Below are 25606 nucleotides of genomic sequence, written 5' to 3' on the forward strand. Positions count from 1 at the left end.
ACGTCATGGTTAGGTTCAACTACATGAGTCATGGTACGACATGTCTGGGCCTGACATCAGGATTTCTCCTGCACGACGGGCGTATGGCGGATTGTAGGTCACCCCCGGACTCGACCATGGTTAGGAATAGAGCACACCGAATCTGAGACGGCAGCGTCCCCGGAGAACTATACTCGTCACCACTAAATCACTAGATCAGATGCAACTAATCGAGGATCCGGCCAGATGCGCCCGCCTTGGCACCGCGAGAAGTTCGTGGCTGCCAGCCGGACGCCCGCGAATGCAGCACCTCTCTGCGAGGCGAACACTCGATACTGGATTCGCTTGCTCGGACCTGACACACCTCGCGAACCTCGTGGTGTTGAGAACCCACGAAATCAGCTAGTAGTCGGATGACGTCGCCGCAGCTTCCGCCCGCTGAGCTAAGCAGCACACTCGATTCAAGCGCCTCACCGCGCCTGCAACTCACAGAGATGACAGGCAGAAGACCAGAACGTGACTAGCTGAACTGCACATCACTCTGAGGATTAGGGTGACCAGCAACGATAAAAGATGGGGGATCCGTTAGACCAAACGCCTAGTGCAGCGCAAGGTCGAGTCTTCAAGCACACCAGCAGCCTCGGTCGCACAATGTCATAATAAAGGTTATCGGATTTTAATTTTGGCCAGGGGAGTGGCGGTGCAGATCGACAATCCGGCCCATCCCAGTTCGGCACAAAGGTGCAGGAACACGTCACTACAGCGGCCCGATCGAGTCGTCACAGGCTTCGGCCCCATGAACGTCCGCTGCAGCCGAATCTGGATGCCTTCGACAGCAGAGTCGACCTCACTGCAGGTGAGGCACACGTTGCTGCGACCCTCTGGGCCCCCGAACCACGCCGGACCCCTCGGAGTGGTTGCATGCGCACCCTTGTGAGAGTAAATTAGAGCACGCCCACCGTTACGACGGATCGGGAAGAAGGCCTTAGAAGACCAGCCGGACGACTGGATCTAGGGCCTTTCGTCTTGCCTGGGGACAACGGAACTGGCCGTCCGCTCGTTCAACACGATCGTGTGCTCCAGAATGCGCAGGTACCCAGGTTCGCCGCGATGCACATCGTTGATGGCGCCGAGCACTGCGTCAGCGATCCAGAGCATCGGCTCTGCTTCCCCTCGAACATGCGCGATGCGCATACGCCTATCGAGGCCGTGACTGCCCTGCAGCGCCACGATGTGCGCTCGATCGTTCTTGTCCTGTGCGCGAGTTCGACACTCGAGCGTCAGATCGAACACCTCTGTGCCGACGAGCTCGAAGTAGAGCAACTCCAAGCACTTACGTCGAAACCGTTCCTCCTTGCGCTGCGCTTCGCTGAGATGCGTCACGACGACGTTCATCGGCTCGAGCGCCGCGATGGTCTCTACGATCTTTCGCCTGTCGCCGGAACCAGCATCCGTCCAGTGCAGCTTTCGCTGCCCCGGCCTGAGCAGGGGTCGCAATCGCTCACGGATCGCCTCCGTCTCCGCCGTGGGTGCGATCGCCGCGCAGATGAGGTACTCACGTTGCCCCTCGCCTCGAGGTGCTGAAGACTCGTCCACGTAACCCGCCATGGCAGGAGCTACCCAAGGTTGCGTCATCGTCGCGAAGAATACATGCCGGCATCCACCAGAGGCTGCAACTCTTCGAGCGACGCCGCCGAGTCCGCCACAAGCGCTCGAAACCCCGGAGAGGCGAGCGCACTCGCCAGCAGCCTCGTCACAAGGACGACCTCGGCGGGGGCATCCCCGAAGGCGCCCATGCCTGTACTCGGAGTCTCGACCTTAAGGACCGCGCGCAGGACCTCCGCAAAGGCTGGTGTGTTCAGAATCCTCGTCAGCTGCGTGCGCTCGTCTGAGCCTGACAGCTCGAGGAGACGCTCACGGAACGCGCTGCCATCGTCCTTCGCGAAACCATTGGCGCGCGCCAGCGGCGAAAGGTACTGCGCCAGGACCGCGAAATCGATCGATCGCGCTCGAACGGCGTCTCGCAGGACATCGCCAACAAGACTCACGTCCTCGTGGTCCGCCACTAGATCGACAATAGTCCGCTCGATGGTCGTTACCGGAAGACCAGCGCGCAGCGTCACATCACGGGGAGCAAGCTCCCGCCGCCGCATCCGGAGCCCCGCGTGCTTCGACTGTCGTCGCTCCGTAGTACTGAATTCGAATGGGGAGGGCTGCAAATCTCCGTAGCCATGGAGGTAGCTCGCGGTGGACCCGCTGACAACGATGCTCTCTCGCCCCGCAGCCAAACGCCCAGCGGCCGTTGCCCCCGGTTCGAGGACCAACCAGTGCGCTCGCAGCTCATCGAGCTCATCAGAGCCAGCACCAGCGTCTTTGTACACCCCCCGAATAACCCGATCGAGCAGGCCACGCTGCTCGAGTCGGCTCAACTGGTCGCGCCGGATTCCGTGAGCTTCAGCTTGCTTCACCGTCACCAGACCCCACTGGTTCGACGTGACGTCGACCAGCGCACGGAGAGAGTTAAAAACTGACATGTGACTATTGTCGCACCCACGGCGCTACAAAAGTAGATTCAGGTGACCAACGGAGAGGTTCATCCCCGTCCGGGGACGTCGTCGGGCCACTTGGACACGTCGCTCTCAGTGACGAAATCTAGGAGTGTCTACGGCTATCTAGACTCAAACTTAGATTCGGTGAGATATAGCTCGACGCGTTCAGGCCGTCACCGCGTCGCTAGTTAGCTGCGTCGTACGCGTCAACGACGTCGGCCGAGACGCGTCCGCGCTCGGCGACATTGTGACCGTTGGAACGGGCCCATTCGCGGATGGCGTTGAGGTCGCGCTTCGGGCCCGATGCCTTCTTCGCGGAGCCGCTCTTGCCGCTGGTCTTGCGGGCAGCTTCCACGTAGCGGTTGAGCACGCTGCGGAGCTTCGTGGCGTGCGCGTCAGTGAGGTCGATCTCGTAGGCGGTGCCGTCGAGACCGAACGTGACCGTCTCGCCTTCGCCGTCAGGGATGGTGCTCTGGTCGAGGTCGTCGGTGAGCTGGTAAATGACTTTCTTAGCCATGAGGATGCTTCCTTCTGATTAGTCGACGATCGCACGCGGCACTCTTCCGCTGCGTGCTCGTGGTGAATTCGTTGCGGAGCATGATTCCGGATGCGCTCTCGCTCGAAGTTCCTGACGCTACCAAGACCAGCCTGGGTGGGGCGGACACGCGCGTGCGTGCGGCCCAAAGCGGGTCACCCGCAGCCACTGGGAATCCCACTCGATTCAGCGTGCCGATTCCCCTGAGAATTTCAGAGATGACGGTGCTTACCGTCAGTCGCTATTGGCCCGAGCGGGAATGAGATCAATGCGGCACGTGGCGTCGCCCAAGTGCAGCGTCGTACCGGAGTGAAGCGCATATGGCGTGCCGGCGGCGAGCTCCATGGGCGGCTCGGTCTGCGCTTCAGTGCCGTTGCCTGAGCTGTTGTCCGTGACGATGATGCGGCCCGCCTCGTCGACGTCGACGAACAGGTGTGTGCGGGACACGAGTTGCTCGGGGCTGTGCACGCGGATGGGAGTCCGCCCATTGACCGGCTCAGGATCCCGTCCGATGGCCGCATACCCCTTCACGACGATGGGAGCGTGCCCGTTGAGCGTCAGCTGCAGCCGCTGCTTGAGCTCTCTGGGAGCTTCGTCTGCCGGCGGTTGCTCGGCTTGACTCTCGTCATCGCGGATCGTGGCGAGTTGGGCACTCTCGCTGACGTTTGCATCGAGTTCGACACGGTGCGGCTCGGGAGTCGCGCACTGGGAGCACGCGTCCGCGATGACGGGCTCGAGGTGCCGGCAGACGCGGCATCGCCCCTCGATCGGCGCGAGCCCTTCCGCTGTCGGCAGGGAGCCGGTCTCGTCGACTTCCTGCACGATGCCGTCGGCTCGGACAGCAAGTGTCCACTGATGTGGGGTCTCGTCGACGTCGAGGCGGACGGGGCGACCGAGCTGAATCGCGTATGCAACGCAGCGGGCGATCACGCCGGTGCGGAGCTCCTCAAGCGACGCTGCAGCGCAGGCACGTTCGGTGCCGTTGATCGTGAGCGAACCGCTCCCGTCAGGTCGAACAAGTGCGACCATGCGCGGCCACGAGGCGAGCTGCTGCGCCTGCTGCAGGGTCTGGGTGTGCGGCATCGTCAGAGTCCCCTCGCGACGGCCGCTCCTGCGGCGAGCCACGCGCGTTGGGTCTTCGCGCCGAGCGACCCGTAGCGCAGGACGCCATCGACCATGGCCTGGTCGAACGGGATGGTCGCGACGTCGCGCACCAGGCCCCGGTAGCCGTTTGCGACGTGGTCGACGTCGGCCTTGCTGCCCTTCGCGTTGGCTTGGTTCACGACGACGACGGCCTGGTTGGCGAGTTGCGCGGACTTCTCGTTGCGCTGGGCGAGCGCCTCGAGGAGCAGGGCGCCGGCTTCGGCGTGGTCGTCGCGGGTGGTGGTGGCGAGCACGAGCTGGTCGGTGTGGTCGATCATGCGCAGCCACATCGGGTCGGACTCGTCGTTGCCGGAGTCGATGAACACGAGCCGGTAGTACTTCGACGCGACGGCGTGGATCGCGTCGACGTCGGCTGGCGCCATGCGCTGCTCGTGGGCGAGGTTCGTGGGCTGCGAGCGGAGCACGTCGAACCGGTCGCGCGTCTGGTGGTGCACGTAGTGCGCGAGGTCCGCGGACTGCGCTCCGGTCGACAGCAGCCGGTCCACCTGCGGGAGCAGCTCGAGGAGGGTGGATTCGTGCGGGCCCTGTTCAGTGCGCCAGCCGAGCGTGCCGCGGGTCTGGTTGTTGTCCCAGGTGAGCACGCCGGCGCCGCCAAAGCGCGCGAACACGGCAGCCAGCAGTATCGTCGTGGGCGTCTTCGAGCTGCCGCCCTTCGCGTTCACCACGGCGATCGTGCGAGGTCCTGGCCAGTGCTGGCTCACGGCCTGCACATCAGCGCGTTCGGCCCGTTCGTCCTCGGACGGGCTGAGGCGGATACCGACGCGAGAGAGCGCGCCGCGCCATCCGTTCGTTGCGGGCTCTTCGGTCTGTTCCTGGGTGAGGAACGATCGGCGAGCGTCGCGGCGGTTCTGCGGATCCCCCGGCTGCGACTGCTGGGGCTGTGCAGGTGTCTGTGTTGCCTGGGGTGGCGCGTAGGTGGGCGCCAGAGCAGACGCGGCGGGGGCCGCGGATGGCTGCGCGTAGCTGGCCGCTGGAGCAGATGCCGTCGGGGGGGCCGCAGGTGATGCATAGCTGGGGACCGGCGCCGGTGTCGCCTGGGGTTCGGGTGGTGTCGAGATGAAGGCGCTCGGAGCCTCGTAGCTCGGCGCTGCAGGAGCAGCGGAAGCCGCCGGGGCGGGGAGTTGCACGGGGGCGATGGGTGCTGGGGGTTCGGTCGCGACGATCGACTGTGGTGCGGTGATGGGCTTCGGCTCGCGGCGCGGCCTCGAGGGCGACTGCGCGGTGTCCTCATCGATGCTCTCGTTGCGGTGCTGCACTTCGGCCTGCACGCGCCCCTGCGGGTCTACGACGAGCGTCCACACGCCGTCCGGGTCAGTGGTCGCTGCGCGGACGACTTCGTTTCGGGTGCGGGCGATCGCGCTGAGCTTGTCGACGATGTACCCCCGCGCCACGTCAACCGTGGGGGCGTCGAACGGCTCTTGGACGCCGTCCACTGCGATGTGTCCGGTGCCGGATGCGTCGGTGAAGGCGGTGACGACGGGGACTGCCTGATTCGTGGCCATGGGGTGCTCCATCTATCCGAGGGTGATGCCCACTTGGGCGAGGAAAGGTTCGGGGTCCACGGTCTCGTCGTTGACGAGCACCATGAAATGCAGGTGACAGCCAGTGGACTGGCCGCTCGTGCCGGTCATCGCGATCTGCTGCCCAGCTTGGACGGTGTCACCAACATTCACCAACAGCCCACTCTCGAAGGAGTGCAGGTACTTGGTGGTGATGCCCTCGCCGTGATCGAGAGTGATGGTGCCGTTGCCGCCGGAGTCGAAGCCGCGGAACGTGACCGTGCCAGCTTGGGCCGCCCAGATCGGGCCATCGCAGCCGCCGGCCGCAAGATCGGTGCCGGAGTGCAGCCGCTGGTCACCGTAGATGGGGTGGATACGCATCCCGTACGGGTCCGTGATGGGACCTTCTCCCGGGGCTGCCCAGCCGGTCGAGGAGACCTGGCCCGGGGTGCCGGCAACGCCCGAGCACACCTGGGCGCCTGCGCCGCTCTTAAGGCCGGTCGTGGTGCCGGAAAGTTCCTCCACGACCTGCACGGCTGGGTCCCAGAACTGCTCGTAGTAGTACGGGTCGAGGTTGACCTGCGTGCGGTTCGCGACCAGCGTCGGCTCCACCGAGTCCCGCTCCGGCAAAGGGACGGAGATCTCCATCGCGGAGTAGAAGATCTGGGAGGCGCGGTACGGGTCCAGACGCTCTTCCCTGCTCCCCCAGTGGTCTTGTTGCTGGAACAGGCCGATCGACGTCGTCGGGCTGCCGTCGGGGTTGGTGACGCCGCTGGTCTCCCAGTCGCCGTAGTCGATGTTGTTGAGCGTCGATTCGCCCATCGCCGTCATGACGCCGGTGGTCTGGTCCCGCACGCTCAACCCCATGTCTTTGCCGGCCAGGATCACGTTCGCGGCGTTCACGAGCTGCTCACCTTCGTAGCCGGCGATCTTCCCGTCGGGCACGCTGTTCGGGTCGACGGAAACGCCGCTGGCGCTGCCGGATGCGGGGTTGCAGGCGTCCGCGTTGGTGCCGAGCAGCAGCACCAGGCTCAGCACGAGCGCGATGACGACGCCTGGGACGGCGACGATCGCGATGATCGCGCCGGAACCCTTCTTCCCCTCCACCCTCAGTGCATCCCCTCGGGAGGCGTGAAGCGTTCGACGAGCCACGGGGAGTCGCCGTACTCGCGCACGATCATCACCGTCCACGTGCCGGCGTCGGTCGGCACCTCGACGTGCGCGAGGTACACGCTGTCGTCGTTGACGATCACGCCAGGCCCCGTGACCTGGGTCGCGGGGAGGTTGCCGTTGCGGATGAAGTTGTAGTCCTTCGCCGCCTTCGGCGTCAGCAGAGGCGTCAGGTCCTCGATCCACGTGTTCGGATCCACGCTCGGACGCGCGTAAGCCGTCATCGCCGTCTCAGCTGCAGCAATCACCGCCGCGCGAGACGCGTCATCCCAGACGGCCGGGGCTTTCGGTCCCGTGGTCTGCCCGGTTTTGTCGTCGATGATGCCCGCGGGTGGCGGCGTGAACTGGTCGAGGTCTGGCACGACCATCGTCGATGTCGTTGTGGCCGTCGGGGCGGCTCCGGGATCGGCGGGTGGCTCAGTCGCGCACGCGGTCAGGGCGAGCATCGCGATGAGAGCGAGGCCTGCGGTGGAGCGTGCGTGGTGAGTCATAGGGGGAGTTCTGCCCTTCGCTTCATGCCGGGATTGTGGTGGGGTGGTTTGATCCGGTCCGGAGCCCTCGCTCCTGGCCGTACCGCGTTACGAACCAGGTCCGAGCGACCATGTACCCCGGGAGAGTTCCCTTCTTGAGCACCGCAGCGAGGCCGTCAACATCACCTGTCATCGGCGCCCACCTCTTCGTCGGGGTCGTCGCCCAGGGGAAGATCCGCGAGGGACTTCGTGTTGTTGGGGTTCGCGTTCGAGCCAGCTTCGAGCGCCTCGCGCAGCTGGTCTTGCGGGATGAACCAGCTCGAGCCGAGCTTGTATGCCGGGATCGTGCCGTCCTTCAACCAGCGGTAGACGTTCGTCTTCGTCATGCGCAGCAGGTCCGCGACTTCCGGGACCGTGAGCACGCGCGGGTAGCCACGGAACATCTCCTCGAGCCCACTCGGGCCCTCGACATTCGTCATCACGATGCCGATGACTGTTCTGCGCGACATGGGACCACCGTATAGCAAAATGCTCTAATGTGCATTCTTGTGTACTCCTGTGTGTTGTGATGGACTCAGGTAGACAGATGCGCAGTGCTAGATGCGACTCCTGTCTACGCAGGTGTGCGCTCATTATCCGGGGAGGGAACAAATGACGGTCGGAAACAACCCATGGGTCTCCCAGCCCGTCACACCTGCAGTCGAGGTGCAGCCGCCCCCGATCAGCTCCTGGGCAGGCTTGCAAGGCCCCTCAGCACCGCAGCTCGGAGTACCAGCCCCCGATCGCGCAGACCAGCTCGAGGTACGCGACCACCCTCGAGCAGCGGAGCTCTACTTCGTCGGCGCACACGGCGGCGCCGGCGAATCCTCGCTCGCCACCCTCTCCCCCTCCTGGGCCGCTGCAGAGCATGCCTGGCCGCGCATCGCGAACGCCTCAGTTCGCGCTCGAGTCGTGATCGTCGCTCGCTCGAACATCCAGGGTCTGCTCGCCGCGCAACGAGCGGCAACGCAGTGGGGTGCCGGCCTTGTGCCGTTCGTCGATGTGGTCGGGCTCGCGATCGTCGCCGACGCTCCCGGCAAGCTCCCCAAACCACTGCGCGACTTCGCCGCCGTCGTCCGAGGCGGTGTCCCCCGCGTGTGGCACCTGCCCTGGAGCGACGCCCTCCGCTTCGGAGACACCCTCGACGCCGCCACCGCGCACAAAGACGTGCGCGCGTTCGTCACCGATCTGACCGCAACGCTCACCGGTGCCCAAAGCACCGCCCACTGAAAGGACCGTCATGAGCCCTGAACTCATCACCGCTGCCGCCCTCATCGGAGAATTCGCCGCGAACACCCCCGTCGCACTGCCCGATTCCCCGCCCGTTCAGCCCCCAGGCACCGAAGGCATCACCACGCTCTTGGGCTGGCTGAAGTGGGTCGCTCTCGCGGTTTGCATCGCTGGCCTGGTCGCTGCCGGAGCCATGATGGCCGTCAACTCGCGCCGCGGCGAAGGTGGCGAGCACGCCGGGAAGATCGCCATGGCTCTGGGCGGCGTCATCATCATCTCGGCGGCGACGTCCCTGATCGGGTTCTTGATCTAGGGCGCGCTGCAACATGGCCAACAACGGAGAAAACACCTCCAGCCCGTTCACGCGCCCGGGTTTCGTCGTCGCCGCCATCGTCGTCGCGATCGTCGCGACCCTCGGCATCACCCTGGCCGTCGTCGGAGCGTTGAACGGGGACGAGTACGAGGCACCTCTGGCGTCGTCGACACCGGGAGGATCCAGCAGCCCTGCGGCACCACCTGAGACAGTCGAAGCGGCAGTCCCAGCCGACTCCGAGAGCATCTGCGGCCTTCCAGGTGTGGAGCTGTCCGGGAGTGTTCCCACTGCTCCAGAAGCAGAGTGGGCCTACCAAATGGCGATCCCGTACCCGACGTCGGCGACCTACGGACCTGCTTCGTCAGAGGGCGTGGCGCGGACGTGCTATCAGCACTCACCAACCGGCGCTCTGTTCTTCGCCGCGAACGCCCTCTCGCAGGGAAGCGATGTCGCAACGGCCGAAGAGTGGATGAATGTCGTGCTTTCCGAAGGCGAATACCGTGACTCATTTCTCGCTCAGGGAGCAGGCGCAGATGCCGGGCCAGGCACGCGACTACAGATCGCGGGATACCGAATCCTGAGCTACGACGGAGAACGAGCGACTGTGGACATCGCCGCCCGCTTCAGTGGGAATGGCGAGAACATCATCGTGTCGGCGATGTACTACCTGGTGTGGGAAAACGGCGACTGGAAAATTGATTCCAATATCGCGAAGCCCATGGACGCAGCGCCCATCCCCGACCTCGCTGGGTACACCGCCTGGGGAGCGTGATGCCCATGCGTCCGATGGCGAACCCACTGGAACCACCCACGCAGGATTGCGGACCACTGAGCATCAACTGTGTCGCGGCGGACATCGCTGGCGGTGTCGCAGATGGCGCCATGGCGGACGCCGCAGAAAAGGTCTCGGAGGGCGTCGGCAAGATCCTCGCCTCTCTCGGCACTATTTGGGTCTACATCGGCACCCCGAACCTCACCGACACCGGTGACCAGGTCAACGTCGGAGCTCCCCCGATCAGCCCCGAGATCGAAGTACTACTTGGCTGGGTCACCTGGCTCGGACTGGCCCTCGCCGTCATCTCAGCACTCTTCCTCGCCATGCAAATCTCCACGCGCATGCGCGCTGGCGAGGGATTCATGGCCGTCGGAAAGCTCGGTTTCATTCTCGGCGGCGTTGTCCTGATGAGCGCGGCCAGTGCCATCGTTTCGCAGATCGTGCGAAGCGGAGGCCCACAAGGCTCTGGCGGAGCGGCGTTCTTCATCCAGTCATCCCTCTGGTGGCTCTTAGGCGCGATCGCCGTGCTGTCCGTCCTCGTCGGGGGCATCCGCATGGCCTGGGAGAGACGCAGCGAACCAGGCCGGGAGCTGGTCTCCAGCCTCATGACTCTCATCGTCATCACCGCATTTGGAACGGCGATCATTGGCGTCCTGATCGGAGCCGCCGACAAATTTTCCGTATGGCTGCTCAACGCCTCCACCAACTGCGAAGTCGATGTCGAAGGCAGCACCTGCTTCGGCGAGAACATCACCACATTGCTGGCGGTCATGCTCGTCCCCGGAGGTGGCGCGCTCGGACCAATCCTCGTCATCGTTTTCGGCCTCATCGCGATCCTGGCATCTGCTTTTCAAATCGTGCTCATGGTCGCCCGCGGCGGCATGCTCGTCGTTCTGGTTGGGATCCTCCCCCTCGCCTCGTCCGCAACCAACACCGAGATGGGCAAGAGCTGGTTCAAGAAGTGCGTCGGCTGGATCATCGCCCTCGTGCTCTACAAGCCAGCCGCAGCCATCGTGTACGCAGCGGCGTTCCAGCTGGCCGGCACCGACGTGTTCCAGGACGACGGCACGGGCATCTTGGCCATCCTGACGGGCCTCATGCTCATGATCATCGCGCTCTTCGCGATGCCCGCGCTGATGCGGTTCGTGACGCCCATGGTCGGGTCGATGGCCGCAGGTGCTGGTGGCGGCATGCTCGCTGCCGGCGCCCTGGCCGCGCTCCCGAGCGGCGCAGCCGCACTTGGGCGTCTCGCATCTGGCGGCGGGAACAGCAACAGCGGCAAGACCGGCGACAAGGGCGACAGCGGGTCGACATCAGCGCCCACAGGTGGAAAGTCTGGCGGCCAGTCCGCGTCCTCGTCAGCCCAGAATGCTGGCGCGCAGAGCGCAGCCGGTGGGAAGTCCGGGGCCGCAGCATCCTCCGGCGCAGCGTCGACGGGAGCCGCGAGCAGCGGTGCCGGCGCAGCAACCGCAGGAGCTGGAGCCGGTGCTGGAGCTGGAGCTGGAGCCGCGGCAGGCGCTGGTGGCGGGGCCGCCGCGGGCGCGACCGCTGGAGCCGCAGGCGGCCCAGTGGGCATGGCTGCCGGCGCTGCCGCGGGCGTGACGCTCGGTAAGGCAGCAGAGGCAGGAAAGGCCGCGGCAGGAGCCGTGAAGGACCTCGGTGAGCAATCGACTGGAGAAGGAGGCGGCCCAGATGGTAGCCGTTGATCCCAACAACCGTGCCCCCCGTACCTACGGGAACTGGCGGCGTCCAACCTCCCCCGGCCTCATGGGCCTCGGGTCCGTGGGAACCGCGCTCATGCTCGGCAGCCTCGTCCTGGTGGTGCTGATCGTGATGCTCGTCGGCGTGCTGGAGGCGGCAATCACCTTCGGGGTGCTCTCGATCCTCATGCTCGCCGTCGTCACGAAGGACTCCCACGGGCAGTCCGTGGTGAGCCGCATTGCGACCCGCCTCGGGTTCGCCACAGCCCGTAGCCGGGGTGCGAACGTGTACCGGTCTGGCCCCATCGGCCGCACCGACTGGGGCACGTTCCAGCTCCCCGGCCTCGCAGCACCGACAAGGCTCAGCGAGCACCGCGACTCGTACGGTCGCCCGTTCGCGCTGATCTACACCCCGGCCACGCTGTCGTACTCCATCGTGCTCGGCACCGAGCCCGATGGGGCAGCGCTCGTCGACCCCGAACAGGTCGACTCGTGGGTGGCCGACTGGGGGCACTGGCTCTCGAACATCGGGGACGAACCGGGCCTGGAGGCCGCGGCCGTGACCATCGAGACTGCCCCCGATTCGGGCACGCGCCTGCGCCGCGAGGTCGCCACGAACATCGATGCGTCCGCGCCTGAGTTCGCGCGCGGAATGCTGACCGACATCGTGGACTCGTACCCGTCTGGCTCCTCGACGGTGAAGGCGTATGTGGCGCTGACGTTCTCCGCCACGGTGCGATCTGGTGGCAAGAAGCGCAGCGCCGACGACATGGCGCGGGAGCTGGCAGCTCGCATCCCGGGTCTCACGGCGGGGCTCGAAGCGACGGGCGCTGGAGCTGCGCACCCGGTCGCAGCGCAAGAGCTGTGCGAGACCGTGCGCATCGCCTACGACCCGGCTGCAGCCGCCCTGATCGACGAGGCGCACGCGAACGGCGAGACGCCCGAGCTGACCTGGCCCGACGTTGGCCCCACGGCCGCGCAGGCCGACTGGGGCGGCTACCGCCACGACTCGGCCTACTCGGTCACCTGGTCGATGACCTCGGCTCCTCGCGGCAGCGTCCAGTCGGGGGTCCTCGCGAAGCTGCTCGCCCCGCACCGCGACATCGCGCGCAAGCGCATCACACTGCTGTACCGGCCGATCGACTCGGCGCGAGCTGCCGCCATCGTGGAAGCCGACCTCTCGGCCGCGCAGTTCCGCGCGACCGCGACGGCGAAGCCCTCGGCACGTGACAGCCTCGGCATCCGTGCCGCGGAAGCCACGGCCCGTGAGGAAGCATCCGGCGCGGGCCTCGTCGAGTTCGGAGTGCTCGTGACGGCAACCGTCGACGATCTCGACATGGTGGCCGACGCGAGGGCCGCTATCGACAACCTGGCCGCGACCGCGCGCCTGCGGGTGCGTCCGGTCTTCGGATCGCAGGACTCCGCGTTTGCGGCAGCCCTGCCGCTGGGCCTGGTGCTCCAGAAGCACGTCAAGGTGCCAGCCGAACTGAGGGACAAGCTATGACACTCGCCAGGCGCGACGCGAAAGCGAGCGAGACGAAGCGCAAGAGCTCGAAGGCAGCCAAGAACGAGAAGACTGAGCCCGCGGCTCCCCGGCCCAAGCGGCCGGGGATGCGGGGCTGGCTCGGCAGGGGCCGCGGCGAGTCCACGTATGTGCAGGCTCCGCAGGAGTGGCGCGGCACGACCGTCCAGGTGTGCGGGCTCTGGCCGTTCGCCATCGGGACCGGCACGCCCATGGTGGGCGTGCCGCTCGGCCGTCACATTCACACGGGCGCGACGCTCTGCTGCGACCCCATCTCCTGGTTCCAGCGAGCAAAGCTCATCTCCAACCCGTCCGTGTTCGTGCTCGGCAAGCCGGGCCTCGGGAAGTCCTCGATCATCCGCCGCATGGCAGCCGGCCTTTCCGGCTACGGCGTCATCCCCATGGTTCTGGGCGACTTGAAGCCCGACTACCTGGTCATGATCCAGGCACTCGGCGGACAGGTCATCGAACTGGGCCGCGGCCGCGGCTACCTCAACATCCTCGACCCCGGCGAGTCCACGGAAGCAGCTCGCCGGCTGCGCTCGGAGGGCTACGAGAAGGAAGCGCTCCAGGTCCTCGCGGACGCTCACGGCCGCCGGCACACGATGGTTTCCGCGCTCCTGACGATCATGCGCGGCGCTCCTCCCACCGACCGAGAAGAGACCATCCTCGACCGGGCGTTGAAGGTGCTCGACGAGCACCACGAGGGGGTGCCCGTGCTGGGCGATCTCCTCAAAGTCATCCAGGACCCGCCCCTGGAAGTGCGGGCCGTGGCACTGGATCGCGGCAGCGATGTCCGGTACAAGGAGATCACTGAGGATCTCGAAGCCTCCCTCATCGGCCTCACGGGCGGCGGGCGTCTCGGGGAGATCTTCTCCAAGCCGACCACGAACCCGATGCGCCGCGACCGACCCGTGGTCTACGACGTCTCATCCATCGACGACTCCGAAATGGACTTGCAGGCCGCTGCGCTGCTCGCGTGCTGGTCCGCCGGCTTCGGCACGGTCAACGTCGCGAACGCCCTCGCTGACGCTGGGCTGGAGCCGCGCCGGCACTACTTCGTGGTGCTCGACGAACTCTGGCGAGCACTCCGCGCCGGCCGCGGCATGGTCGACCGGGTGGACGCACTGACCCGTCTGAACCGAACTCGAGGAGTCGGCATGGCGATGGTCACGCACACGATGAGCGACCTCCTCGCGCTGTCTTCGGAGGAAGACCGGATGAAGGCCAAGGGCTTCGTGGAGCGCGCGGGCATGGTCATCTGCGGTGGACTCCCCGGCGCGGAGATGACACAGCTCACGTCCGCTATCCCGCTCTCCCGAGCAGAGCAAGAACTGCTCGTCGGCTGGCAGGACCCGCCCGCGTGGGACCCGACGACGAACCAGGAAGCGACCCCTCCCGGGCGTGGGAAGTTCCTCGTGAAAGTCGGTGGGCGCCCAGGCATCCCCGTCGACGTCCAGTTCACCGCCGCCGACGACCTGATGAGCGACACAAACACGCGCTGGCACGAGCAATCCCGCGTCGGTGACAGGGCAGGCGAAGCATCATGAGCTCACAGCACCGGGAACGCTACGACAACGGGGCGCGCCTCTCGGGCGGCACGCAGCTCCTCTTCGTGGGCATCGGCCTCGTCGTCGTCACCCTCGGGATCGTGTGGGTCTCCATGCGCCTCGGGCACAAGCTCGCGGCCACGGGAGACACGCTCCCGGTCGATCCCTTCCAGCTCCTCTTCGGCCTCCTCGGTGGCGATCTCGCTTGGCCAGGGGTGTGGGGCACCGTCGTCGCCATCGCATGCGGCGTGATCCTCGCTGCCCTGCTGACGCTGTTCCTCGTCGCGCGGCTGCGCAGCGGGCGCAAGCGCAGCCGCGTCGACTACGCGGCCCGCTCCATGGGCCGGGGCCGCGACATCGCCGGGTTGAAGCGCAAGGCGGCCGAGGGCACCGCCCAGCGTCTCGGTGTCAACGGCTTCGTGGGGGTCGAGGTCGGCAAAGCTGTCATCGACGGGCAGACGCTCTACGGCTCCGTCGAAGACATGCACATCGACATCTGGGGGCCTCGCACGGGCAAGACGACCTCGCGTGCCATCCCGGCCATCCTGGACGCTCCAGGAGGCGTGCTGGTGACCTCCAACAAGCGCGACGTTGTGGACGCCACTCGCGGGGTCCGCGCGAACGTTGGGCCGGTATGGGTCTTCGATCCGCAGGGCGTCGCGAACGAGCAACCGATGTGGTGGTGGAACCCCCTCTCGTACGTGACCGACGAGGTGAAGGCGAAGAACCTCGCCGCGCACTTCGCGAACGGCTCTCGGCCAGCCGGGGCCAAGACGGACGCGTTCTTCGAGCCCGCAGGTAAAGACCTCCTCGCAGGGCTCCTCCTCGCCGCGGCCCTCGACCAGCGCCCGATCACCGACGTCTACACGTGGCTGGCGAAGCCCGACGATGAAGAATCGGCAGTGATCCTCCAGCACCACGATTACCCGCTGCTGGCGCAGCAGCTGCGCGGCGTGATCCGCTCGCCCGAGAAGCAGCGCGGCGGTATCTACGGCACGGCCATGCAGATGGCCGCGTGCCTCACGAACCGCCAAGTGGCGGCGTGGGTGAACCCGCAGGGTGAGCACGATGCGCGCCCGCACTTCAACCCCGCCGAGTTCGTGCGCACGCCTGGCACGCTCTACAGCCTCTCCATGGAGGGTGAGAGCACCGCCGGCCCTTTGGTCACAGCGCTGACCGTGGCCGTCACGGAAGCCGCCGAAGAGCTCGGCCGCCAGTCCCCTGGTGGACGCCTGCGCGTGCCGCTCGTGGGCGTGCTCGACGAGGCCGCGAACGTGTGCCGGTGGGCGCAGCTCCCGAGCCTCTACTCGCACTACGGCTCGCGCGGCATCATCCTCATGACAATTCTGCAGTCCTGGTCACAGGGTGTCGATGTGTGGGGAGATTCCGGCATGCGCAAGCTCTGGTCCGCCTCCAACATCAAGGTCTACGGCGGCGGCGTCGACGAGCCCGCGTTCATGAAGAGCATGTCGGAAGTCATCGGAGACCGAGACCGCCAAACCTCCACCACCTCCTACACACGAGGGCAGCGCACCGTCTCAAACAACGTGAACCGGGAACGGATCATGGACGTCGACGACCTCACCGCGCTCCCCAAGGGGCGAGCGATCGTCTTCGCCTCCGGCTCCCGCCCCGTGCTGGCCAAGACCATTCCGTGGATGGCGGGCGGACACGCGGATGCGGTGAAGGAGTCCATCCGCAGGTACGACCCGCAGGGGCAGCAGACGATCACTGACCACGAGAAGGAGCTGCGCGGCGCGCAGGCGCGCCCGGGGCGGGAGGGCATCAATGCCTAGAAACTGGGAAGAATTTGGGGCTGAAGCGGCGGAGTTCGCTCCTGCTCCCGGCGACGTAGACGACGAAGTGGAAACGGACGAAGACTCGAGCGACGACGAGGAGCCTGACCTGTATTACCGCTCGCTGGATGAGTTCGTGCGTGGCTTCCTGATCCGCGGGTACGCGCGGCACATCAACGGTCATGCACGCGTGTGGGCAGGCCGCTACTGGGAGTACCCAGAAGCGCTCTCACGTCTCGGCGCGATGTGGCGCGCATGGGAGTACCTCCGCAAGGACTCCTCGACTGGCCTCAGCGTCTGGTATCTGAACCACGCCGACCCGCACATGCGCGTCCTGCTAGACAAGGACGGCCCGTTCGCCGGCGCCGACCACGACCACCCCGAGAACCTGAACCGTCCGGGTGAACCGCTACCGTACGTGCCCGTGGAGCAAGCAAGTCAAGACTGACTCGAGGAGAGACCCGCCCCGTGACCAACCGGCGGTCGACAGGAACAGGAGCGTGGTCATTTGGACCAATCCGCGGTGTTGAGCGGCCAATCCTGCAGCAATGATGCAGAACACTCATCAGTCTCCTGTAACAGGGAATCCGCTCCGCCGCGCAAACGCCCGCAGAACGCCCGCATACTCGACACCTTTGCCGATGGCAGCACGCACGTCTTCGGCGCGAAGCTCCTTCAGCTCTGATCCGTCTTCTGCGGTCGCCCATGCCGTGATTAGCGTGTAGAGATTCTCCATTTGAGCAGCTCGAGAAATGAGCAGATCCACACGTTGAGAAAATTGCAACTTGCGAACCGTGTTCTCACCTCGACTACTCCCCACTCGGGCCATAGTCATAGGGCCATGAAATGAGAGATGAGCCTCAACGTCATCTTGGTATGGATTAATCAACGTCAAGGACTCATCATCAGTCCAGTAACTCCCCTTGTTCGTGTTGCAGCGAGTGCAGACGATACCGAGATTACCCCACTCAAGGACCTGATCTGGAAATTTCGACTTTGGCCGTACATGCTCCACCGCTGCGTAGGAGACGTCGTCTACGAAGGACTCGCAGTACATGCACTTCCCCGCAGACTCCACTTTCAGTTGCGCCACCACTTCCTTTGCACGCCAGGGAGTAGGCTTCGCACCTGAGGGGGCTTCCAGATACTCCTTCGTGCGCGTGACCTTGTTGTCTTCGAGCCAAACTGGAGCCGACAACTTTTCAAGCCTAATCACGCATCAAACCCCAATGAGTCAACGGCAGCGGGGAACTGCCGATCCAAACCCAGCTCCTCTAACCTGCCCCTCAAGGCCCGCATATCTTCAATTGAGGGATTGACAGGGAGGGCGTCGAGAAGATCCTGGAGCCTCCGCTCGGCCCATATTGGCAACGCTGTATCGAGACCCAAAACTGACACAAGGGTGGCGTCGGCAGTCTCGGACTTGCTCATGGTCTCTATTAGACGAGATTCTATCTGACCCTCATCATTGCGGGCCAGTGCATAGACATTCGAATCAGGCGAAGAAGTGACGACGAGGGGACTATGCGTCGCCACGATGAACGTCACGTCGGGGAACGCGGCAAGCAACGAGGGGACGATAGATCGTTGCAGCTCCGGATGTAGATGATTCTCTGGCTCATCGATGCATACAGTGAATGCATCTTGACCTCGCTGTCGTAAGAAGATTTGCCAGGACAGCTCGAGCATCGCACCAATACCACCAGAAACGGCCTCGAGGGGGAATTCGGCGCCGTGCGTGACAATCAATAGCTCTGGAGCTTGAACTCTCAGGCGGGAGAAACCTAAGGAACTTGGGAGAAAGTTCTGCAGCACATTTTGGTACCCCTCCCACACTTCCTTTGCCGAGTCATCTGCTTCTACAGCTGGGTTGCCGTATGCGTACATAGCCGCGGCTATCAGCGCTTCCTTCATGCGGTGCAGTGGAGGTCTCTGAGAGCCGGATCCAGAATATCTTTGATGTATTTCAGATCGGAACTCTTCCTGCAAAGAACTCCACTCAGAGAATTTTGACGGGAGAGATTTCAACTGCTGATAAGAGCTAATTGACCGATGCGAGTTTATGAAAACGCCAGGCACAGCTTGTATGTGCGGAATCGCGATCGGGGCACTACTAACCCCTTGGCTCACTTGCTGCACTAGGGGCGAGACGACGCCGTTCGTGTATCTCAGCATCCCCACCTTGAGAGGCTCTGTCGGCTCACGCGAGTCGGGACCTCGGGTGAGTAGTTGCGCCGTCCATGCAAAATGTGGACCCAGGATATTTAGCAGAGTAGTCTTTCCTGCACCGTTGGCACCGGTGAGGATAGTCAATCTCGGATGAAAAGATATTTCCACGGACTTGAACTGCCGCCAGTTCTCGACACTAAGGCTGCTGAGCGTGACCTCGCTAGAGATCCGGCGTGCATCTTGCTCGTCGGCCAGATCCTCTATCTCCAGCCATTCCTCGAGCCACTCAGCCTGAATGGGAACCTGCAGATCACTCGACAGGGCCTGCTTTCCCTCGGCAGTCTGTTGGTAGCCATAGCCCGAAGGGTCGAGTTGAATATAACCGAGCTTATACAAAAGATTGAGTGCTCGCAGGTCTAAGCGCCCCTCGGAAGGGTGGATCTTCTGCCGCTCATCACGCCGCATGGCCGTGTTGATTATCGTCTTGGCGTCGACGGGATGCGAGTATCTCCCGACCGTTTGCATCAGGAGGTGAGCTCGATCTCGCAATTTACGAATTTCCACGATTTTGATCCTAAGCGCCGAGCATGGGTCGTGGCTCGCACATCAGACGATCAGCGGCCAAGCTCGGCCTGTTGGGCCCTCTGCGGCCCGCTCACCTTGCGGGCCTTCGGTGCTTTCTTCGGGCCGCCGTTCTTAACCGCCGCACCCGGTGGGGTGGCCTGGCCGATGTCCTCGTGCATGCGGGCCGCGATGGCCTTCTCGCTCATGCCCTGCTTCTGGAGCTCCTGGGCGGTCGCGTCGCGTCGCTCGGCGCTGTCGTAGAGCACTTCGCCCTTGTCGCGTGCAGCCGTCGACGACGTGTCGCGCTGCGTAGCTTCGACAATGGCGCGCTCGCGCTCCTCGGCGTCGGGCTCGAACTCGGCGGCGCTGCGCGCGGCGTCCGCGTCGCGGTCGTCCCGGTTCGCGTCAGCGTCGAGCAACAGTGCTTCGGCCCGCTCGCGTTCCGCGCGCGTGCGCTCGGCCGCGGCCCGGTCCTGGTCCACGCTGCCCTGCACCGCCGTGCCGACTTCCGCTCCGCTGACGGCGCGACCGTCCGCGGGCACGTCGATGTCGTAGCGACTCTTGATTTCACCGCGCATCTGCTGCTCGGCGCGCGCTGCTTCCGGGTCTTCCTGCTGCCACGCACGGGCCGTCTGGAAGCGCTGCCCGATCTCGTCGGGTGTCGCGCGATCCCACCACTCCGCGCGGTGCACGTCCGCGTACTGCGCACGGGCCAACTGCTTCTCCGCCTCGAACCGAGACGCGAGCTCGCGGGCTTCGCGGTCGCTCTTCTGCTGTGCGCGGCGCATCGCATCCTCGCGAGCTCGGGCGAACATCTCCCCCGCTCGCGCTGCGGTCATCGCGACCATGCGCATCTGTCCTTCGAAGGCTTCCTCGATGCCGTCTGATTCCTCAGCCATGGTCTGTGTTCCCTTCCTATCGCTCCACGCCGGTATCGGCTTGCGGTGTTGGTTCGTGGGTGCGCGTCGGCTGCTCCAACGTGTTGGGTAGCGGCGACCGCCCGGCGTCCCCTGGTGGGTGCGCCTGACCGATCTGCGCGTGCTCGTAGGCAATGCGTGCCTTCTCACTCGCGAACGTCCTGGCTGGCGATTCCTGCGTCTCCGCCTGCGCCTTCTTCGCCCCCGCTTGCAGGCGGGCACCAAACGTCTCGATGCGCTTCCGGGTGTCACTTTCCAGCCGCTGCGTGAGCTTCAACTGACCCTGCGCCTCGGCGGCGTCACAGAGCGCGCCAGTGAGGCGCAGCATCTGCCGCATCATGGCCGTCTGCGCGACGATGCCCTGCCCACCCCGAGCAGCCGCGGCCACCAGCGTGGCGGTGCCCGCAAGGGCCTGCATATTCACCTTCGGCTCCCGCTCCGGCCGCCGATACGTCTGCGCGGAACGCGACAGCGCTTCGGCCGCGACCGCGAGGTGACCGGGGGTCTTCTCCGTCGCGTTCGACCACGCCGACATCACACCAGCTGCGTGTCGCGAAACCCGCGCCCACGTCTCACGATCCTCGACCGGAACTCGCTGGAGACGTTCGACCGTCTCAGCAAGTTCCTTGCTCTGTCGCTCCCACATCTCCGGGTCGATCTCCAGCGTCTCACGCCCCGGCGAAACAGCACGGCGACCGCGGTACGCAGCCTCCCATTCCTTCGCAGCATCAGACGCACCCGTGGGCGTATCCGGCCACTCAGCGCGCAACCTCGGCAACGTCAGATCGCGGCCCAACTGACCGCCGCCGTACCAAATGGGACGCTCCCCGTACGTGGGTCGCGCAGCGACCGAGTACCCCGTCACCACGTCCGTGCGACCGTCCGCGAAACGTGGGCGCACGAGCAGCCCGACGCGGCGCATCCGTCGCACGAACTCGCCCTCGTCCTGCGACGCCGCGGCAGCACCTCGAACACGAAGAGAGAGGAGATAGCGGGGCTGATCTGTACGCAGCTCGGCCGCGATCTTCGTGCGCCGGTCATCGCCCGACAGCGCCTCCCACCCGGGCGACTTGGGGTCGCCGTTCGTGCGCTCACGCTCGTGACGAGCTCGTGCACGAGACCGCGCCTGTGCCTCGCGCTCCGCGGGGTCGTAACCGCGCGTCGCGCGCTCTTGCCGCATCGACTCCAGCTCCTCCAAACCGTGCTTGGTCTCCAGCGCGCGAGCAACCTGCTGCGCACGGTAATAGTCATTGTGGATAGGCGCTTTCGTGCCGTCCTCGCAAACCAGATTCACCGCGATGTGGATGTGGTCGTTGCCGTTCGTCGAGACGCCGTGACGGATCGCCACCCAACGGCACGGGGCCTTCGTGCCCTCGTGGTCATCGAACCCCATCTCACGCACGAACTCTTCCGCGATCTGCCCCCACTCGGCATCGGTAACCTCGCGTTCGTCGGCGCGCAGAGACAAGGACGCGTGCCACACGTGGCCGCCATTCACCTCGGTCTCGTACACCTGCCTCGGCTGGTCGAGGTAGTGCGCAATCTGCATGGCCGACTCACGGCTCAACTCGGCATCGTCGTACCAAGCCATGAGCGAGTTGTCGCCCGCGACGAGATGCGGTTCCTCGTGCTCGTTGGAACGGCCAGGGCCGACGAGGTAGGCCATCAGACCCGACATGCGATCTCCGCGCACAACGTTCGGCATCATGGCTTCGGCATCTCGTCGATGGCCTCATACATCGCCAGAGCGGCAGCCCGGACAGCATCAAGCGTGTGCCGCAGCGGTTCCCGCAGCTCGGGTGGCACCGAACCCTCCGCATTTGTGGCCTTGGCGATCTGGTTGAGGTTGTTCCCCAAGCTCGCCAGCGTTCGGTGCGCGGCGAACATGTCGACCAGCAGCGAGCGACGATCCGAAGGAATCTCCGCGCCGTCCTCGGCCAAAGCTGATTCAACGAGCAGCCGGGGAATGGTGATGCCCTTGGCGTTTGCCTTGCGCAGCAGCGCGCCCTCTTCCTCGGGCGTCACCTTCACCTCGTGACGGTGCTGCCGACCACCCTCGACATTCGCGCGCCGGCGACGGTCGAAGAACCGTCCGCGAGGAGCCTGGTCATCCATGAACACCACTCCCCTTTCCGGCCTAGCGCAGCGAACCAACAACGTTGGGACCACACCACCAGTGTGCCAAGCCAGAGACAGAATGTCGAGGGCCAAGCCAACTTAGCACAGCTAAGTCTATAGCTTGCTCCTTCTGGGACACCCTGCGGAGCGGCACATGTCTTCAGACGGGGGCCGTGAGGTGTGGCGGGCCGAGCCCGCGAGAAAGCGCACAGCGCTTGACCCAGAGAGCGCGCATCACTCGACGTTCTTCTTCCGCGTCTCTACGATGGAGAGCATGAGTAATAGCGTGAGCGTTGAAGAAGCAGTGGAGCGCGCGAAGCGCGCGGAACAAGACCGCATCGAGGCAATCCGAGTGCTCGCCACAGCGCGGCAATCGATCACCGATGCTCGCGAGGACGCAGCGCGCGAACTCGCGGAACTGCAAGCGCATCACGCGGAGCTCCAGCGTGACGCGGAAGCAGCCGACGTGCGTGCCTACTCGGCGGCGATCAAGGCGGGCTGGAGCGCGGATGCCCTGCGCGACATCGGCTTCACGGAACCCGAGAAGAAGAAGCGCGTTCGCGCCCGCTCGGCTCGGAAACCAAAGGTGGCGGCAACCTCCTCCAGAGCTGACACCAATGGCGGCGAAGAGCAGCACACAGACCAGCAGTAACGCGCACGTCCTCGCGACCGTGGGCGGTTGCGAAAGACCCCCTGCACCGGGCTACCGGCGCAGGGGGTCGTGACGTCCGTAGCGGCATCTACCGGCCGAGATCGGAACCACGCTTCGGATCGATCTGTGGCGGCTGCGGATGAGCGATGTTGTAGTGCTCAGCGGCGGCGGCGGCCTTCGGAGTTGTCAGCGCAGCGCCCGGCGCTGCACGCTTCATGTCGACCTCCCAGGACGCGACCGCGGGACGCTCGTGCGTGCTCTCCTGGGTGGTGCGATAGACGCGGTAGCGCTGTACCACCGGGCACTCCTCAGCGAGCACCTTCGCGGCAGCCTCGGACTTGGTTTTGCCGTTCGGTCCGTTGAACACGCTGCGCGCGTATTCGCTCGGCACCCAGCGGCCACCGAGCCCGCCCTTTTCGGTGGCTTCTTCGTAGGACTGCTGCCATCGTTTCGCGATGCGTCCCTGCGAGATGTCGTAGGACACTTCGACGTCCAACACTTCGGCCGTGTACCCCTCGGCTGCGAGCTGCTGCCCGAGCTGACGGGCGCTCGTCTCCGACGACAACACGGTGTCGATGATGACGTTCTTACCCTCGCGCAGCGCCTCGTCGCGCAACTTCTTCGCGAGCATCGAGGACTCCTCGTGCACGAGCGACGCAAGCTCCAGCGGGAAGAACTGCTCCCCGGTCGCTTCGAGCGACTTCACAGCCTCCGGCTTGATGAACGATTCGTAACTGCCATCAGCCAGCGCCTCGCGCAACAGCATCGCTTTGAACTCGTCCGCGTCCACCGTCAGATACTGCTCCGAACGCTCCCCCAGCACCTCGCTCTTGGCGGTCGACTTGCCAGCACCGGGAGGACCCGCGAGCACCATGGCGCGCGACTCATTGCGCACGTCCGGGTACTTCTCCAGGTACTCGCGTTTCAGTGCCTTGTGGAGCTCGCGGCGCTGCGGCGTCGGCGTCGACACCCCGCGCTGCGTCACGAACCACTCAGGGTTCCGAATCGTGGCCGTAGGCGCATTCGGCGCGAGCGCAGCGCCCTCGCGCGAGAGCTCGACCACACCTCGGCGGTGACGCTCCACCAGCGACGCATCTGCCACTAGGCAGACCCGGCCAGCACATCACCAGAGGCAGCTTCAACGAACCGCTGTGCGGCCTCGTTCGCCTCCTCGTGAGTGAACCCGCGATAGGGCTCCCCCGCGGCCTCCTGGCGCGCGTCCAGCGCAGCGGTCTCCCGCTGCACGAATCCGTACACATCCAGGCCGATCAGTCCCTCACTCTCGGCGCGCACGATGTCATCCCACGAACCCGGAACCGAGAACAGCAAGTCGTTGTATCCATCCGTGCGCTGTGTCGGCAAGTAGTCCCAACGCAGCAGCTCATAGACCAGCTGGAACAACGTCAACTCACCGATGGAGTACCGCTCCGCGATCTCGAACGGATCAGCACCCGAGAACCCCTTCACCAGCGGCGGCGCAGCCGCAGCGGCCTTCATCGTCTTCGACACATTGGGTTGCGCGATCCCGAGCACTTTCGCGATCTCGCGCTGGGAACCCAGTGCTGCCAGCTCACCGACTTTGCGGATGTACGTGAGCCGGTCGAGCTCGGAACGACGACGGAGCAAACGCGCCTCCTTGGCGCGGTCTTCAAGCTGAGTAGACATGCGAACCTCCAAGTAGTGATACCGCACGGTATCACCTGCATTTATAGAGAGGGAGGGTCCCCGAACGCCCCACCTGAAACGAACTCGATCAGTGAGGCGCAGCCTCCTCAGTGGCAGGAATCGTTCCGCTGGCGAGTGCGTTTCTCATGCGCCTGACGGTTCCAAAGCCGGACCCTCTCGCCGCCATGCCGGCGGTCACGCCATCTGCGATCAACCGCTCCGCGAGGCGCACGCGGGCGCGCCGAAGGTACACCGACGGAGTCTCGCCCGTCGCCACGAAAGCGCGATAGAGGTGCGGCTGCGAGACCCCAAGCGCTGTTGCCATCGAATACACCGTGGTCGCCGCATCTCCGGCAAACAAGGCCACGTACTTCACGGCTTCGTTGTAGACGCGAGCGAGCTCGCTGTTGGCGCTCGGCAGCGTTCGAAGTTCAGTGTGGGTAGCGAGCGCCCAAATCAATGCCTCTACGGCCAGCCCGACGCGCTTGAACGCAGCATCCTCCACGCTCGCACGGCTACTCAGAATGGAAGCTGAGGCATCGACCAGAATCCGCAGGTACGCCTCCGACGCCGCGGCAGCACTCACGTAGTTGTCCGTGGTCGGCTGTGGACGGGGAAAGATCACCAGCAAGTTACTGACCGGCACCTCCGCACGCTTGCCCGCGAGGTCTTCGGGGTTCGCGAAGAGCACGCGGCCGGGCGTGAGCCTCTCCGTGACCCCTGCGACCTCAACCTCGCTCTCACCCTCGAGACATGCCAGGAGCATCCGAGCAGCTCCCCCCGCGAACGCCCGCGGGACTTCGTAGCGGAACGACGCTGCTGTGTGCCGATAGCGACTGAGCGCGAAAGTCTCGTTCTTCACCACGTCACCGCGCAGCGCGAACTCCTCCGCGGGCGATTGCAGGTGCCAACCCCAAGCACGCGCCGTGTCCTCCGCAGCCTGCCCAACCTCATCGACAGAGAGAGAAATCGCCCGCGAGAGATCTGCGCGCGCAGCATCTTCGCGAAGTTCGAATCGGAAACTGCTCGGCTGTGGCGACACAAACACTCCATCCGCAAAACACCAAAGGAAGAGCCCACAACCGAGGAAGACACATGGGCAGCAACGTCCTTGGCGGTTGCTCGGCTCTACGTAGAGACGAAGTCGGGGCCCCATTCGTCACGTTATGGGACACAAAAGACGGCAGGAGTCACGCTTTCAAGCACAAATTCCCCGGACAAATCCCGTTG

Annotated in this window: 25 protein-coding genes; 9 read left to right on the top strand and 16 right to left on the bottom strand. The window is 65.0% G+C overall.

Annotated features, from left to right (window positions below; all coding sequences use genetic code 11):
• Positions 1 to 990: 990 nt before the first annotated feature.
• The 8 genes from C5E10_RS13300 to C5E10_RS13335 all read right to left on the bottom strand — a co-directional run bounded on the left by C5E10_RS13300 (position 991) and on the right by C5E10_RS13335 (position 7875).
• Positions 991 to 1614, bottom strand: a complete 624-nt coding sequence (locus C5E10_RS13300) for a hypothetical protein (RefSeq protein WP_258071126.1) — start codon at positions 1612 to 1614, stop codon at positions 991 to 993.
• On the bottom strand, positions 1611 to 2513 hold the full coding sequence (locus C5E10_RS13305; protein ID WP_104332048.1) for a type IV toxin-antitoxin system AbiEi family antitoxin domain-containing protein: 903 nt from the start codon (positions 2511 to 2513) through the stop codon (positions 1611 to 1613). The genes C5E10_RS13300 and C5E10_RS13305 overlap by 4 nt, the downstream gene beginning before the upstream one ends.
• 199 nt (positions 2514 to 2712) lie before the next feature.
• Positions 2713 to 3045: an Lsr2 family protein gene (locus tag C5E10_RS13310; RefSeq protein ID WP_104332049.1), complete on the bottom strand. Its 333-nt coding sequence runs from the start codon at positions 3043 to 3045 to the stop codon at positions 2713 to 2715.
• 252 nt (positions 3046 to 3297) lie between these two features.
• Positions 3298 to 4146 (bottom strand): FHA domain-containing protein, encoded by an 849-nt coding sequence (locus tag C5E10_RS13315; protein WP_104332050.1) that lies wholly within the window; start codon positions 4144 to 4146, stop codon positions 3298 to 3300.
• Positions 4147 to 4148: 2 nt separating this feature from the next.
• Positions 4149 to 5729 (bottom strand): AAA family ATPase, encoded by a 1581-nt coding sequence (locus C5E10_RS18915; RefSeq protein ID WP_146080277.1) that lies wholly within the window; start codon positions 5727 to 5729, stop codon positions 4149 to 4151.
• A 12-nt stretch (positions 5730 to 5741) separates the two neighbouring features.
• The gene (locus C5E10_RS13325; RefSeq protein ID WP_104332051.1) at positions 5742 to 6833 is read right to left on the bottom strand and encodes a M23 family metallopeptidase; all 1092 of its coding nucleotides are present in this window, start codon (positions 6831 to 6833) and stop codon (positions 5742 to 5744) included.
• Between the two features lie 2 nt (positions 6834 to 6835).
• A complete protein-coding gene (locus tag C5E10_RS13330; protein ID WP_104332052.1) occupies positions 6836 to 7387 on the bottom strand; it encodes a hypothetical protein in 552 nt (183 codons plus the stop codon).
• A gap of 161 nt (positions 7388 to 7548) precedes the next feature.
• On the bottom strand, positions 7549 to 7875 hold the full coding sequence (locus C5E10_RS13335; protein WP_258063905.1) for a helix-turn-helix domain-containing protein: 327 nt from the start codon (positions 7873 to 7875) through the stop codon (positions 7549 to 7551).
• A gap of 142 nt (positions 7876 to 8017) precedes the next feature.
• Between C5E10_RS13335 and C5E10_RS13340 the strand changes: the two genes are divergently transcribed.
• From C5E10_RS13340 to C5E10_RS13375, 8 genes are all read left to right on the top strand, one after another.
• On the top strand, positions 8018 to 8635 hold the full coding sequence (locus tag C5E10_RS13340; RefSeq protein WP_104332053.1) for a DUF6668 family protein: 618 nt from the start codon (positions 8018 to 8020) through the stop codon (positions 8633 to 8635).
• A gap of 10 nt (positions 8636 to 8645) precedes the next feature.
• A complete protein-coding gene (locus tag C5E10_RS13345) occupies positions 8646 to 8948 on the top strand; it encodes a hypothetical protein (protein WP_219820366.1) in 303 nt (100 codons plus the stop codon).
• 13 nt (positions 8949 to 8961) lie between these two features.
• Positions 8962 to 9720 (top strand): hypothetical protein, encoded by a 759-nt coding sequence (locus tag C5E10_RS13350; RefSeq protein WP_104332054.1) that lies wholly within the window; start codon positions 8962 to 8964, stop codon positions 9718 to 9720.
• A gap of 110 nt (positions 9721 to 9830) precedes the next feature.
• A complete protein-coding gene (locus C5E10_RS19205) occupies positions 9831 to 11429 on the top strand; it encodes a hypothetical protein (protein ID WP_181062767.1) in 1599 nt (532 codons plus the stop codon).
• Positions 11416 to 12927 (top strand): SCO6880 family protein, encoded by a 1512-nt coding sequence (locus tag C5E10_RS13360; protein ID WP_181062768.1) that lies wholly within the window; start codon positions 11416 to 11418, stop codon positions 12925 to 12927. The genes C5E10_RS19205 and C5E10_RS13360 overlap by 14 nt, the downstream gene beginning before the upstream one ends.
• Entirely contained in the window at positions 12924 to 14495 is a 1572-nt protein-coding gene (locus C5E10_RS13365; RefSeq protein WP_219820367.1) for a type IV secretory system conjugative DNA transfer family protein, read from the top strand. Before C5E10_RS13360 ends, C5E10_RS13365 begins: the two co-directional genes overlap by 4 nt.
• Positions 14492 to 16291, top strand: a complete 1800-nt coding sequence (locus C5E10_RS13370) for a type IV secretory system conjugative DNA transfer family protein (RefSeq protein WP_104332056.1) — start codon at positions 14492 to 14494, stop codon at positions 16289 to 16291. The genes C5E10_RS13365 and C5E10_RS13370 overlap by 4 nt, the downstream gene beginning before the upstream one ends.
• A 67-nt stretch (positions 16292 to 16358) precedes the next feature.
• Positions 16359 to 16739, top strand: coding sequence for a DUF4913 domain-containing protein (locus tag C5E10_RS13375; RefSeq protein ID WP_181062769.1), 381 nt, complete (start codon positions 16359 to 16361; stop codon positions 16737 to 16739).
• A gap of 117 nt (positions 16740 to 16856) precedes the next feature.
• Here C5E10_RS13375 and C5E10_RS13380 read toward each other — a convergent pair whose 3' ends face one another.
• The 5 genes from C5E10_RS13380 to mobC are packed head-to-tail and all read right to left on the bottom strand — an operon-like array spanning position 16857 to position 22056.
• Positions 16857 to 17489: an HNH endonuclease gene (locus C5E10_RS13380; protein WP_146080278.1), complete on the bottom strand. Its 633-nt coding sequence runs from the start codon at positions 17487 to 17489 to the stop codon at positions 16857 to 16859.
• Positions 17490 to 17503: 14 nt separating this feature from the next.
• Positions 17504 to 19024 carry an AAA family ATPase gene (locus tag C5E10_RS13385; protein WP_146080279.1) on the bottom strand — a complete coding sequence of 507 codons (1521 nt, stop codon included), beginning with the start codon at positions 19022 to 19024 and terminating at the stop codon, positions 17504 to 17506.
• 50 nt (positions 19025 to 19074) lie between these two features.
• Positions 19075 to 19923, bottom strand: a complete 849-nt coding sequence (locus C5E10_RS13390) for a hypothetical protein (RefSeq protein WP_104332060.1) — start codon at positions 19921 to 19923, stop codon at positions 19075 to 19077.
• A gap of 16 nt (positions 19924 to 19939) precedes the next feature.
• Positions 19940 to 21619 carry a relaxase/mobilization nuclease domain-containing protein gene (locus C5E10_RS13395; protein ID WP_258071127.1) on the bottom strand — a complete coding sequence of 560 codons (1680 nt, stop codon included), beginning with the start codon at positions 21617 to 21619 and terminating at the stop codon, positions 19940 to 19942.
• Between the two features lie 26 nt (positions 21620 to 21645).
• The gene (gene mobC, locus C5E10_RS13400) at positions 21646 to 22056 is read right to left on the bottom strand and encodes a plasmid mobilization relaxosome protein MobC (RefSeq protein WP_104332131.1); all 411 of its coding nucleotides are present in this window, start codon (positions 22054 to 22056) and stop codon (positions 21646 to 21648) included.
• Positions 22057 to 22333: 277 nt separating this feature from the next.
• On the opposite strand from mobC, the gene C5E10_RS13405 reads away from it, so the two are divergent.
• Positions 22334 to 22711, top strand: a complete 378-nt coding sequence (locus tag C5E10_RS13405) for a hypothetical protein (protein ID WP_146080280.1) — start codon at positions 22334 to 22336, stop codon at positions 22709 to 22711.
• 88 nt (positions 22712 to 22799) lie between these two features.
• Here C5E10_RS13405 and C5E10_RS13410 read toward each other — a convergent pair whose 3' ends face one another.
• From C5E10_RS13410 to C5E10_RS13420, 3 genes are all read right to left on the bottom strand, one after another.
• Complete coding sequence (locus C5E10_RS13410) at positions 22800 to 23813, bottom strand: zeta toxin family protein (protein ID WP_258071128.1); 1014 nt, start codon at positions 23811 to 23813, stop codon at positions 22800 to 22802.
• Complete coding sequence (locus tag C5E10_RS13415; RefSeq protein WP_104332063.1) at positions 23813 to 24376, bottom strand: hypothetical protein; 564 nt, start codon at positions 24374 to 24376, stop codon at positions 23813 to 23815. Before C5E10_RS13415 ends, C5E10_RS13410 begins: the two co-directional genes overlap by 1 nt.
• A gap of 88 nt (positions 24377 to 24464) precedes the next feature.
• Positions 24465 to 25418 (bottom strand): helix-turn-helix domain-containing protein, encoded by a 954-nt coding sequence (locus tag C5E10_RS13420; RefSeq protein ID WP_181062770.1) that lies wholly within the window; start codon positions 25416 to 25418, stop codon positions 24465 to 24467.
• Positions 25419 to 25606 lie beyond the last annotated feature (188 nt).

The organism is Pseudoclavibacter sp. RFBG4 (assembly GCF_002931515.1).
Taxonomy (GTDB): Bacteria; Actinomycetota; Actinomycetes; order Actinomycetales; family Microbacteriaceae; genus Pseudoclavibacter.

Bases quoted from the DNA above. Each gene is read 5' to 3' on its own strand.
- mobC (WP_104332131.1), bottom strand. From the start codon at position 22,056: ATGGATGACCAGGCTCCTCGCGGACGGTTCTTCGACCGTCGCCGGCGC.
- C5E10_RS13345 (WP_219820366.1), top strand. From the start codon at position 8,646: ATGAGCCCTGAACTCATCACCGCTGCCGCCCTCATCGGAGAATTCGCC.
- C5E10_RS13370 (WP_104332056.1), top strand. From the start codon at position 14,492: ATGAGCTCACAGCACCGGGAACGCTACGACAACGGGGCGCGCCTCTCG.
- C5E10_RS13360 (WP_181062768.1), top strand. From the start codon at position 11,416: ATGGTAGCCGTTGATCCCAACAACCGTGCCCCCCGTACCTACGGGAAC.
- C5E10_RS13315 (WP_104332050.1), bottom strand. From the start codon at position 4,146: ATGCCGCACACCCAGACCCTGCAGCAGGCGCAGCAGCTCGCCTCGTGG.
- C5E10_RS13365 (WP_219820367.1), top strand. From the start codon at position 12,924: ATGACACTCGCCAGGCGCGACGCGAAAGCGAGCGAGACGAAGCGCAAG.
- C5E10_RS18915 (WP_146080277.1), bottom strand. From the start codon at position 5,729: ATGGCCACGAATCAGGCAGTCCCCGTCGTCACCGCCTTCACCGACGCA.
- C5E10_RS13330 (WP_104332052.1), bottom strand. From the start codon at position 7,387: ATGACTCACCACGCACGCTCCACCGCAGGCCTCGCTCTCATCGCGATG.
- C5E10_RS13340 (WP_104332053.1), top strand. From the start codon at position 8,018: ATGACGGTCGGAAACAACCCATGGGTCTCCCAGCCCGTCACACCTGCA.
- C5E10_RS13405 (WP_146080280.1), top strand. From the start codon at position 22,334: ATGAGTAATAGCGTGAGCGTTGAAGAAGCAGTGGAGCGCGCGAAGCGC.
- C5E10_RS13415 (WP_104332063.1), bottom strand. From the start codon at position 24,376: ATGTCTACTCAGCTTGAAGACCGCGCCAAGGAGGCGCGTTTGCTCCGT.
- C5E10_RS13310 (WP_104332049.1), bottom strand. From the start codon at position 3,045: ATGGCTAAGAAAGTCATTTACCAGCTCACCGACGACCTCGACCAGAGC.
- C5E10_RS13350 (WP_104332054.1), top strand. From the start codon at position 8,962: ATGGCCAACAACGGAGAAAACACCTCCAGCCCGTTCACGCGCCCGGGT.
- C5E10_RS19205 (WP_181062767.1), top strand. From the start codon at position 9,831: ATGGCGGACGCCGCAGAAAAGGTCTCGGAGGGCGTCGGCAAGATCCTC.
- C5E10_RS13305 (WP_104332048.1), bottom strand. From the start codon at position 2,513: ATGTCAGTTTTTAACTCTCTCCGTGCGCTGGTCGACGTCACGTCGAAC.
- C5E10_RS13390 (WP_104332060.1), bottom strand. From the start codon at position 19,923: ATGGCTGAGGAATCAGACGGCATCGAGGAAGCCTTCGAAGGACAGATG.
- C5E10_RS13335 (WP_258063905.1), bottom strand. From the start codon at position 7,875: ATGTCGCGCAGAACAGTCATCGGCATCGTGATGACGAATGTCGAGGGC.
- C5E10_RS13395 (WP_258071127.1), bottom strand. From the start codon at position 21,619: ATGTCGGGTCTGATGGCCTACCTCGTCGGCCCTGGCCGTTCCAACGAG.
- C5E10_RS13300 (WP_258071126.1), bottom strand. From the start codon at position 1,614: ATGACGCAACCTTGGGTAGCTCCTGCCATGGCGGGTTACGTGGACGAG.